The organism is Actinotalea sp. C106, assembly GCF_023630195.1.
Classification (GTDB): Bacteria; Actinomycetota; Actinomycetes; order Actinomycetales; family Cellulomonadaceae; genus Actinotalea.
Window position 1 is genome coordinate 22,575 of sequence record NZ_JALPKN010000004.1, and the last position, 10,825, is coordinate 33,399.

The following is a 10,825-nucleotide window of genomic DNA, read 5'->3' on the forward strand; positions in this document are numbered from 1 at the left end:
GACGCACCTCGGCCCGCGTCCGGGCTGCGGACGCGGGCCGAGGTGCTGCGATGTGCTCGTCGAGCTGGTGCTGGGCTCAGGACCCCGCGACCGGCGCGAACGGGTTGCGGTCGCTCGACGGCAGCTCGGCAGACGGCGACTCCGTCGGCTCTTCACCCTCGACCGGCTCGTCGCTGGGGGTCGCGGCCGCCTGGTCGGTGAGCACGTAGATGTTGCCGTCGATGGTGGCCTCCAGGTCGCCCGCGGCCGTGGCGGGACGACCCCCGGAGGCCTCGGCGGCCTGCTGCGTGGTCGTGTTCAAGGCGGTCACCAGGAGCAGCCGGTCGGTGCCCTCCTGGGCACCCTCGAGGAAGGCTGCGACGTCGGCGTAGGTGCCGACGACGGTGAGGGAGACCGGGATGGCGACGAGGCGGGTGGCCGGCTCGGGCTCGGCGGGTGCGGCCGCCGCGTCGGGGTCGGCGGTGATGTCCTCACCCTCGGGCTCGGTCGTGTCCTCGGTCTCGGCCGGGGCCGTGGCGACGGGCGTGGCCACCGGTACCTCGAGGGTCGCGGCCGGACCAGGGCTGACCCCGACGATGGTCACCTTGTACGTCGTCGCCATCTCCTCGAGCTCACGCAGATACCCGGGGAGGGCCGCGGCGACGGGGATCTGGGCCTGCAGGCCGGCGAGCTCGGCCTTGTAGGTGTCGATCTCGGCGAACTGCTTCTCGAGGGTGGCGAGCTGGAGGCGGAGGGTGTCCTCACGCGCCTGCTCGTCCACGATGTAGTCGCGGGTCTCCTGGGTCTCGGCGAGCTTGGGGGTCACGGCGAGGAACCAGGTCCCGACGAGGATCAGCAGGCTCAGCACCACGGTGCCGATGACCCACGTCCGTGCGGAGGAGGTACTCATGTCAGCTGGTCTCCTCGTCGATGAAGCGCTGGGCGTAGGCGTCCTCGGTGATCTGCACCGTGCCCGACAGCTGGTAGTACACGCCGGACTCGTCGGTGATCTGCGCCGAGGACAACCACGGGTCGGTGAACCCGGGCACCTCGGCGAGCTGCTCGATCCAGTCGGCGGTGTCCGGCAGGGTGAGCGACCGAGCCGTGAACGTGAGGGTCCCGACGTTGGGCGCATGGAGCGGGTCGGTCGGGGCCGTCGGTGGCGTCGTGGGGGTCGCCGCGTTGACGCCGAAGGTGTCGAAGCTGACCCCCGCCGGTGCGGTCGCGGCCACCGCAGCCAGGTACGGGCGCCACAGCACCTCGGTGGACATGCCGAGCTCGCGCGCCTCGGTCGTCTCGGAGAGCTGGCCCAGCACGCGGGGCACCTCGGCGTACTGGGCCTGCTCGGCGAGCAGAGCCTGGTTGGTGTCCTGCAGCTCGGTCAGCTCGTTCTGCGCCTGGGTCGCGGAGAACGAGGCCCAGACGAAGAGCATCCCGGCGACGAGGATCACGATCAGGACGCTGATGCCGAGCCAGGTCTTGACGCGGCCGAGCTGACGCCCGGCCCGCACCTCGGGGGGCAGCAGGTTGACCTGCGGCAGTCCGGGAGCGCCCGGGACGGCTGCGCGGGTGTGCACCGGGGCTGGTGCGGCGGTGGTGGTCACGCGGCAACTCCAAAGGCCAGGCCGACGGGGATCGCCAGCAACGAGCTCGAGGACGGCAGATTCCGCTCGGCGGCACCGGACACCTTGAGCGTCGCGAGCGGGTCGCCGAAGGCCACGGGGAGCCGGCTGGCCGTCGACAGGTACTGCCCGAGACCGGGAAGAAGACCACCGCCTCCGGTCAGCAGCGCGACGTCGATGCCCGCGCCGGGGTTGTTCCCCGCGTAGTACACGAACGTGTTGCGGACCGCCTCGACCAGGGTGCGGGTGACCTCACCGACCGCGGCAGCACCGGCGGAGAGCTCTGGTGCGACGGAGTAGCCGATCCCGATCTCGGTCTTCAGGTGCTCGGCCTCGGGACCGGCGATCTGCATCTGGCCAGCCAGGGCATCAGTGACGTCCTGGCCGCCCGAGGGCAGGGTGCGGGCGAAGCGGGGGATGCCGTGCGCGGAGATGATCACGTTCGTCGTGCGGGCGCCGACGTCGACGAGGGCGACGACCTTCTGGGCGTGCTCGCCCCGCGCCATGGCGCGCAGGAGGGCGAAGGCGTTGAGGTCGACCATCTGAGGGTGCAGGCCCGCGCTCTCGGCGGCCATCACGTTGGATCGCACGGTCTCGCGCGAAGCTGCGACGAGCATGCCCTGGACCGTCCGTCCCGAGGTCCCGACGTACTCACCGACCGGGTAGTAGTCGAGCAGCGCATCCTCGACCGGCATCGGCAGGAGCTCCTGCACGTGGAAGGGCAGCGAGGCGCGCAGCTGGTGCATCGGCAGCCACGGCAGGTCGAGCTCACGCACGATCACGCGGGGGTTGCCCACGCCCAGCACGACGTCGCGGGTGCTGAACTTGGCCCGGCGCCACAGGTCACGCAGGGCCGAGGCCACGGTCTCGGGCTCGGCCACCTCGGCGTCCAGCACCGCACCGGCCGGCAGGCCGACCTCGGCGTACCTCACCAGCGTGGGCTGGTGCTTGCCCGTGGGGCCGCCCGGTCCGAACTCGAGCTCGGCCGCCCTGACGGCGGTCGACCCGATGTCGAGACCGACCACTCGCGATTTCCCCATGGATTCTCTCCGCCTCTGATGGTTGTCCAGCGCGCATGCAGATTCCTTATCGGTGCATGGCGGCGCATTCTTGAGGGAAACCACCCGACGGCGTGAGCCGTCACGTCGGACGGATGCCGAGACCTCGGCGCCATGCCTTGAGCTCGGCGCTAGAGGATCAGCCCGAGGTAGGCCGACCAGAGCGCCTCGCCCCAAGCGATCCCGATCGCCGCCCCGGCCACCATCCAGGGGCCGAAGGGGATCCCGGACTTGCGCCCGGCACGTCCGGTCAGCACCAGTGCGACGGCGAACACGCCCCCGACGAGGAAGGCCGAGAAGGCCCCGATGACCAGGGCACCCCACCCCAGCCAGGCGAGGTAGAGCCCGAGCACGCCGGCGAGCTTGACGTCCCCGAACCCCATGCCGCGCGGGTAGACGATGAGGAGCAGGAAGTAGAAGACGAAGAGGATCGCCCCGCCGAGGCCTGCGCGCAGCAGGCTGCCCCAGTCCCCCGTCCCCCAGGTCGCCAGCCCGAGGAGCGCGGCGGCCACGCCGTAGGACGGCAGCACGATGGCGTCGGGCAGCCGGTGCACGTCGATGTCGATCAACGTGAGCGCGAGCCCGATCGCCGCGAGGTAGAAGAAGGCGGGCAACGCCCACACCCCAGGGACGTCGACACCGAAGCGCGCCGTGACCAGCACGAAGAGCGCGGCCGTGGTGATCTCGACGAGCGGGTAGCGGGGCGAGATGCGCGCGTCGCAGTCGCGGCAGCGTCCGCGCAGCCACACCCAGGACAGGACCGGGACGTTGTCGCGGCGCCGGATCGGGTGCTCGCACTGCGGGCACGCGCTGGGCGGCGAGACGATCGACTCGCGGCGGGGCACGCGCCACACCACGACGTTGAGGAAGGACCCGATGAGCAGGCCGAGCACCCCCGCCACGACGTAGACAGCGGTGAGCATCGGCCCGCTCACGGCCGGCAGGTCGGTCATCTCAGGGGATCTCCTGGTACCCGTCCAGCGAGGCCTGGATGGACGTGGGCGGCGCGTTCCACTTCTGGCCGAGGCCAGAGTTGCACTGCGTGACCGTGATCTTGGACCAGGCGTCGTACTTGTCACCGAGCGAGGCGCAGCGGCCCCAGTGGTCGCGGAACGTGTAGGAGTCACCGTAGTTGCCGGTGTCGGCGTACCGGGTCCACTTCTGGTTGTTGGCCGCCCCGTTGCACGCGCTCGTGAGGGTCACGTAGCCGCCCTCGGTGTTGGGTGAGACCAGGCACCACCGGTCAGAGGTGCTGCCCTGGTTGTACACGTAGATCTGCTGCGCCGCGGCGATCCCGACCTTGTCCGGTGGCTCGGAGTAGTACCACTTGTGGTTCCAGTCCAGCCGGGAGCCACCCGAGGGGTCCTGCTTGCAGGGGTACACGATCATGAACGCCTTACCCACCTGCCTGTCGGTCACGTCGAAGCAGCGTCCGAACTCGAGGTAGTTGACGATCTGTATCGTGCTCGCGCCTGCCGGACCGGCGCCCACGCGGGGGTCAGGGTTGAAGGAGCCCCACTCGTTGTTGTTCGCCGCCTGGTTCCAGACATGCAGGTAGCGGCCGCTCACGACGTCGGAGCGCACCCCGCTCGAGAGCCAGAAGTTGCTGTACCCGTTGGAGATCGGACTCTGCTGGCCCCGCCAGATGGCGCCGCCTTCCCAGCTGAAGAGCTGGTTCCAGCGAGAGGCCGACGTCTCGGGCACGCACACCTGGAGAGTCGCGAGCACGGGCGTCGTGCCGTTCGGGCTACCCGTCACGCACAGCGGCTCCTGCCCGGTTCCCGGAACCGTCGTGCTGGCCAGCTTGATGCGGTAGTCCGCGTCATACAGCCAGAGCTGGTGCACGTCGTCGGTCCCGCAGGTCACCGCAGGCACGTACTTCACGTACGCCCCGACGGTCGCCGACTCCGCCTCCAGGCAGAAGCGGTCCGGCGTGAAGGCCGCACGGCTGTCATAGCTGTAGATCAGCCCGCCGGGAATGTTGTTGTTCGTGATCTGGAACTCGTAGACGACCTGGACGGTGCGGTTGCCCGCGTCCGCACTCATCCCGGCGACACCCTCACCGACACCTTCGGAGGTCACCAGCGCGTACGTGGGGTCCCCCGACGGGCCCGAGCCCGGGGTGCAGCCCATCGCGTGGCTCGCGAGCCACGCGTCGGGGCGCCCGGTCGGGTCCTCGAGGTAGTACCGCACGGTCGCGGCGTAGCGCAGGCCGTCACCCGCACCGCCCACCGGCCCTTCGGCGGTGCACGGCAGCTTGTTCGTGTCGCCGTAGACGGTGTTGGTCACGTCGGGCGGCGCGTCGGCAGTACGGATCTGGCCGACGACGGCGTTCACGCCGGCCTCGGCAGCGAAGACCGTCTGGCTGCTGGTCCTGGCGAAGGACGTCGGGACCAGCTGCGAGAGCAGCACGCCGAGCAGCAGGATGCTGAGCATCGCCGTGAGCATGATCGCGATGAGCGTGGTCACCATGGCCATGCCGGAGTCGTCGTGCCGGACGGCACGACCCATCCCGGCGCGACGCAGCGCACGCTCGGCGGCGGGGGGCAGAGGGATCACGGTCGCTCCAGGAGGTTCTGGCACACCACGGTGTCGGTCGAGGCCTTGGCGCTGTTCCGGGCGACGAAGACCGTGCTGACGTCGGCCCCCGGCGCCGAGTCCGTACCGCCCTCGCCCGCGCCCGCGTCGAGGGCGACAGCCAGCTGTTGCCGGCTACGCCCGTCACCCACGGGGTACAAGGTGAACGGGGGGTGGACGGTCACGTCGTTGCGGATGTCGGTCGCGACGGTCCGCCAGCTGCTCCGCGTAGCAGACGGCGTGTCCCGCCAGGTGCGCTGCTGGAGCACACGGTTGGTCGGGTCGAGCCGCCACTGGGTGCACAGCGGGGCGAGCCCGTCCGGCTGCGACCCGGTCAGGAACTCGACGTAGTGCGACCCGCTGCCCCCCGTCCCCGGGGTGTTGATCGCCGAGGCGTAGCGGATCTGCCGGTCCATGGTCTGGAAGGCGCTCCGGACAGAGTTGCCCGCGGCCGTGACGTCCTGGGACCGCGACGTGCTGCGGGTCATCGTGATCAGCCCGCCGAAGAAGACGGCCAGGACGACCGTGAAGATGCCCATCGACACCAGGAGCTCGATGAGGGTCATCCCCTCATCACGGGACCGGAGGCGAGCGCGCAGGTGGTCCATCACTTGTTCCTGAAGGTGTAGCTCACGGTCACGGTCTCCGAACGCAGCTGGGACAGCGGGCCGGCGCCCTCGAGGGTGTAGGTGAACGAGCAGGTGCGGATCCCGTCCGTGTTTCTGATGTCTGGCAGCGCGACCTGGATCTCGCCCTGACCGAGACGGGTCTGGGCCGGGAACGTCCCGCACGTCGCGGGGAGGGACTCGTAGCGCACGGTCACGCCGGTTGCCGTGGAGAAGGTGGTCGGAGCGTCGTTGAGCCCGACCGGGAAGTTGACCGTCCGGTTGTCCGCCTGCTCCCCGTAGCTGTCGGCCCCGGCGACGGGCACCACGCGCAGGGTCACGCTCTTCGGGTCGGACGTGCCCCCACCGTCACGGGAGACGACGTACCGGAACGTGTACTCGCCGACCACGTTGCGGGGCGGGCTGTACTGGACGTCGAGACTCCGGTTGCTCGTCCCGGACGCCGACGTGCTCGTGTAGGTGGTGCCCCCGACGCGGAGGGTGCCCGCCGTGGGGCGGGGCCCCACGATGGTGATGCCGAGACCGGACCGGTCGTCGATCCCGGTGAGGAGCGTGTCAGTCAGAGAGGTCCAGACGTCGGCGCTCGAGGCCCGTGCGTCCACCACGATCGTGTGGTCCTGCGTGGCGAGGGACTCGATCAGGATGTTGACCTGGGCCGGGGTGCTGATCTGCCCTGAGGCGTCGGTGTACGTGTACTGGAAGGAGTCCGAGCCGCTCTCGACGTTCGGGGTGTACGTCACGGTGAGCCCAGAGGTCGTCACCGTGCCGCTCGTGGGCTGGGCGGTGATCTGGATGCTCGCGGGTGTGCCGTTGTCGTTCGCGAGGACGCCGAGCGGTGTCCCGGTACCGGACCGAACCCGGAAGGAGTCGTTGGTCACCAGGGGCTTGACGTACACGCGGACCGTCGCGGGATCGGACTGCCGACCAGCCCGGTCCTTGATGCGGTACGTGAACGGGTAGATCCCCGAGCCGGTCGCGGGCGCCGTGTAGCTGACCACGCCGTTGCTCGCGACCGAGATCGTCCCCTGGCCTGGAGCGGGGTAGGTGACGGGCAGGACGGGGTTGGAGGTCACCGGGCCGATCACGTCGTTGTCGAGCACGGCGATCGCGATGGTCTCGCCGTGCAGGGCCTCGGCGAAGTCCTCGACCGCGACCGGCTCGACGACCTGGTTCCAGGTGAGGTCGCCCGAGCGGTCGATCAGTCCGCTCAGCTGGTAGGTGCACAGCCCGTCCCCGCACTCCCCCGCGGTGGGGGCCCAGGTGACGACGGTGGTGACACGCAGGAGGCGGACCATCCCAGCGGGCGTGCTCTCCTCGGGGAGGGCGTCGGCCACGCCGGGAAGCTTGGTGCAGGTCTGGTCGGGGGCCAGGACGTCGCTCTTGCGGTAGCAGATCCCGATGAGGGTGGTGGCGCGGTAGCGCTGGCCCGAGTGGGTCACGTCGTCTCTGAGGGCAACGGCCGGCCGGACGGCGGTCGGCGTCGGGTCCCAGATCGGGTACGTGTCCGCCAGCCCCTCGACCCCGAGCCCGGACAAGCGGGCCCACTCGGCCTCGACGTCCGCCTGAAGACGGCCGGCCGCGAGGGCCGAGCTCGTGGTCCCCAGGCTCGCGACCGGGTTCACCGCGTAGGCCTTCTCCATGGCCTCATTGGCGACCGCGACGGCGTTCTGGGACCGCTGCAGGTGGCTGGTGGTGCGGGTGCCCTCGATGAAGAAGTACAGCGCTGCCGTGGCGACGATACCCAGCAGGATGAGCGAGACGATGACCTCGATCAGCGTGAAGCCGGCGTCGGCGGGTGCGCGCCGATCTCGCTTGCTGCGGTTCATCGTCCGTCCTTCAGTGGTTGTGCGATGCCGACGTACGCGGGATGGGCCGGGGCCGTCGGCCCCGGCCCATCACCACGTCAGCTCAGGAACAGACCGACGTGCCCGACGGCTGCAGCCCGCCCTTGTCGCTGTCGTAGGCCCAGGCCTGCGTGCCGGGCTGTGCAGCACTGGCGCGAGAGGCGATGAGGCAGAAGCCGGTCGCACCCGAATCCAGGGTGTAGGCGATGGTCGTCTGGGGGTCCTTCGTCGCGTTGAGAGCCAGGAAGGCCGCGTTGTCCGCGGGATACGCCTGCTTGTCGACGAAGTTCGTCTCGACCGCGGTCGCGGCGGTCCGGAGGTCCGACTTCATCGAGGCGTCGACCGCGGACTTGCGCTGGTTGAGGAAGACCGGGATCGCGATCGCCGCGAGGATGCCGATGATGATCATGACGACGAGGAGCTCGATCAGGGTGAAGCCCTGGTCCTTCTCCTCGATGGACTTGCGGATGCGAGCAATCACGAGATGCTCTCCTTCGGTGTCAGGACGAATGGTGTGAGGAATCGGGCGGGCCGATTCGGACCTGCGGGGTACTGCGCTTCCTGCCTTGCATCTGCTTCATCGGGCGCGCGCCCGGGCACCTTGAGCCTTTCAGGCCATTTCGCGGGATCTTCACCCGTTAGGCCGAGCGTCCTGCTACTCGATGAGCTCGAAGATGTTGAAGATGGGCAGGTAGAGCGCGATGATCATGGTTCCCACGATGCCGCCGAGCACGGCGATCATGATCGGCTCGATCATCGCCGTCAGCTGCTCGGTCGTCGCCTCGACCTCCTGGTCGTAGAAGTCGGCGATCTTCGCCAGCATCGTGTCCAAGGCGCCCGTGTCCTCACCCACGGCCATCATCTGCACCACCATGGGCGGGAACACGCTGTGCTGGGACAACGGGCCCGTGAGGGACTCACCGCTGCGCACCGACTCTTGGATGTCCCGGGTGGCGTGCTCGATGACGATGTTGCCGCTCGTCGCCCCGACGATGTTGAGGGCCTGCAGGATCGGCACACCGGCATGGATCATCGTGCCGAAGTTCCGGGTGAAGCGGGCGACCGCGATCTTCTGGAAGAGCTTGCCGAAGATCGGCGCCCGCAGCTTCCACGGGTCGACCTTCTCCCGCACCGACTGCTTGTGCTTGTTCTTGCTCCACCAGACAGCGAAGAGCACCAGCCCCACGAGGATGATCGGGCCGCCGATCTTCATCCACTCCGACAGCACCACGAGGATCTGCGTGGGCAGCGGGAGGGTGCCGCCAAGGTTGGCGAACATGTTGGCGAAGATGGGCACGATGAACAGCAGCATCCCGACCACGGCGAGGATCGCGATCACGAACACGACCACGGGATAGGTCATCGCGGACTTGACCTTGCCGCGCAGCTTGACCTCGGCCTCGAAGTTCTCTGCGATCGAGACCAGCACCCGGTCGAGGAAGCCACCGACCTCACCGGCCTTGATCATGTTGACCATGAGGGGCGGGAACACCGCGGGGTGCTTCTGCAGCGCGACGGACAGCGCGATGCCCGTCTCGACGTCGCCGCGCACCTGGGCGACGATCTTGGCGAGGGGCTTGCTCTCGGTCTGGTCCGCGAGGATCGACAGCGCCCGCAGGATCGACAGACCCGAGTCGATCATCGTCGACAGCTGCCGGGACAGGATCGCCAGGTCCTTGAGCGTGATCCGGTCGGACATCCCCGGGATCTTGATCTCGGTCTGCAGCCCACCGGTGCTGACCTCGTTGAGGGAGATGGGCGCCATGCCCATGGTGCGCAGGCGCGTGACGACGGCGGCCTGGCTGTTGGCCTCGATCCTGCCCTTGACGATCTTGCCGCCGTTGTCACGAACGGCGTACTCGAAGACCTTGGTCTCGGTGGCCATGTCAGGCTCCCATCCCGGCATAGCCGGCCGAGGTCGGATCGGCCTGCATGGCCGCGGTCATGCCCTGGCCCACGCTCGAGGTCCGGCCCACGAGTCGGTTGAAGTCCTCCACGTGGTGGCACTTCTCGAGGCCGGCCTCGTAGGTGATCTTGTTCGCGCGGACCAGGTCGGCGATGTGCTGGTCCATGGTGTGCATCCCGAGCTTGGCCCCGGCCTGCATCGCGGAGTAGACCTGGTGGGTCTTGCCCTCGCGGATGAGGTTGCGGATCGCGGGGGTCGCGATCATGACCTCGGTGGCGACCGCACGCCCTCCCCCGACCCGCTTGCACAGGGTCTGGCAGACGACGCCCTGCAGCGCGCTGGCCAGCTGGGTGCGGACCTGGGACTGCTGGTGGGAGGGGAACACGTCGATGACACGGTCGATGGTCTGCGCGGCGTCCTGCGTGTGGAGGGTCGCGAAGACGAGGTGACCGGTCTCGGCCGCGGTGAGGGCCACCGAGATCGTCTCCAGGTCACGCATCTCGCCGACCATGATGATGTCCGGGTCCTGGCGCAGCACGTGCTTGAGCGCGTTGGCGAAGGAGAGCGTGTCCGCCCCGACCTCGCGCTGGTTGATCAGCGACTTCTTGTGGCGGTGCAGGAACTCGATCGGGTCCTCGACCGTCATGATGTGGTCGTTGCGGGTCCGGTTGGCGAGGTCGACGATGGCCGCCAGGGTCGTCGACTTGCCCGACCCGGTCGGGCCGGTCACGAGGACCAGGCCGCGAGGCATGCCCGCGAAGTTCGCCACCGACGCCGGCACGCCCAGGGTGTCGAGGGGCTTGATCTCGTAGGGGATCATGCGGAACGCCGCACCGACCGAGTCGCGCTGCTTGTACATGTTGACGCGGAACCGCGAGACCCCGCGGACCGCGTAGGCGAAGTCCAGCTCGAGGTGCTGCTCGAAGGTCTCGCGCTGCTTCTGGCTCAGTACCGCGTAGAGGCTGCGCTGCAGCGACTCGGCGAGCAGCACCGGGAAGTCCTCGAGCGGCCGCAGGCCCCCGTCGAGCCGGACCATCGGCTGGGCGCCCGAGGTGAGGTGCAGGTCGGAGGCCCCCATGTCGATCATCATCCGCAGGGCGTCGTCCAGGTCGAGGTCGCCCTCGTGCACGACCTGAGCCAGACCCACCCGGGCGCTGCGCTCAGGCCCGCGCCCGGCGGCGGGAGGACGCGGGGGGGCCCCGGCAGCGGTCGC

10 protein-coding genes are annotated in these 10,825 nt (G+C 69.3%); all 10 read right to left on the bottom strand.

Annotated features, from left to right (window positions below):
* Positions 1–76: 76 nt before the first annotated feature.
* Positions 77–889, bottom strand: coding sequence for a type 4a pilus biogenesis protein PilO (locus L0B03_RS00710; protein WP_250442752.1), 813 nt, complete (start codon positions 887–889; stop codon positions 77–79).
* A gap of 1 nt (position 890) precedes the next feature.
* Positions 891–1,583, bottom strand: coding sequence for a PilN domain-containing protein (locus tag L0B03_RS00715; protein WP_250442755.1), 693 nt, complete (start codon positions 1,581–1,583; stop codon positions 891–893).
* The gene (gene pilM / locus L0B03_RS00720) at positions 1,580–2,641 is read right to left on the bottom strand and encodes a type IV pilus assembly protein PilM (protein WP_250442757.1); all 1,062 of its coding nucleotides are present in this window, start codon (positions 2,639–2,641) and stop codon (positions 1,580–1,582) included. The genes L0B03_RS00715 and pilM overlap by 4 nt, the downstream gene beginning before the upstream one ends.
* A 149-nt stretch (positions 2,642–2,790) precedes the next feature.
* Positions 2,791–3,612 (bottom strand): A24 family peptidase, encoded by an 822-nt coding sequence (locus tag L0B03_RS00725; protein WP_250442759.1) that lies wholly within the window; start codon positions 3,610–3,612, stop codon positions 2,791–2,793.
* A 1-nt stretch (position 3,613) separates the two neighbouring features.
* Positions 3,614–5,218 (bottom strand): RICIN domain-containing protein, encoded by a 1,605-nt coding sequence (locus tag L0B03_RS00730; RefSeq protein ID WP_250442761.1) that lies wholly within the window; start codon positions 5,216–5,218, stop codon positions 3,614–3,616.
* Positions 5,215–5,844 (bottom strand): type II secretion system protein J, encoded by a 630-nt coding sequence (locus L0B03_RS00735; protein ID WP_284501212.1) that lies wholly within the window; start codon positions 5,842–5,844, stop codon positions 5,215–5,217. Before L0B03_RS00735 ends, L0B03_RS00730 begins: the two co-directional genes overlap by 4 nt.
* Entirely contained in the window at positions 5,844–7,688 is a 1,845-nt protein-coding gene (locus L0B03_RS00740; RefSeq protein WP_250442767.1) for an Ig-like domain-containing protein, read from the bottom strand. Before L0B03_RS00740 ends, L0B03_RS00735 begins: the two co-directional genes overlap by 1 nt.
* An 82-nt stretch (positions 7,689–7,770) precedes the next feature.
* On the bottom strand, positions 7,771–8,187 hold the full coding sequence (locus L0B03_RS00745; protein ID WP_250442771.1) for a prepilin-type N-terminal cleavage/methylation domain-containing protein: 417 nt from the start codon (positions 8,185–8,187) through the stop codon (positions 7,771–7,773).
* A gap of 174 nt (positions 8,188–8,361) precedes the next feature.
* Complete coding sequence (locus L0B03_RS00750) at positions 8,362–9,591, bottom strand: type II secretion system F family protein (protein ID WP_250442775.1); 1,230 nt, start codon at positions 9,589–9,591, stop codon at positions 8,362–8,364.
* Position 9,592: 1 nt separating this feature from the next.
* A partial coding sequence (locus L0B03_RS00755) for a type IV pilus twitching motility protein PilT (RefSeq protein WP_250442778.1) occupies positions 9,593–10,825 on the bottom strand: 1,233 nt, incomplete at its 5' end.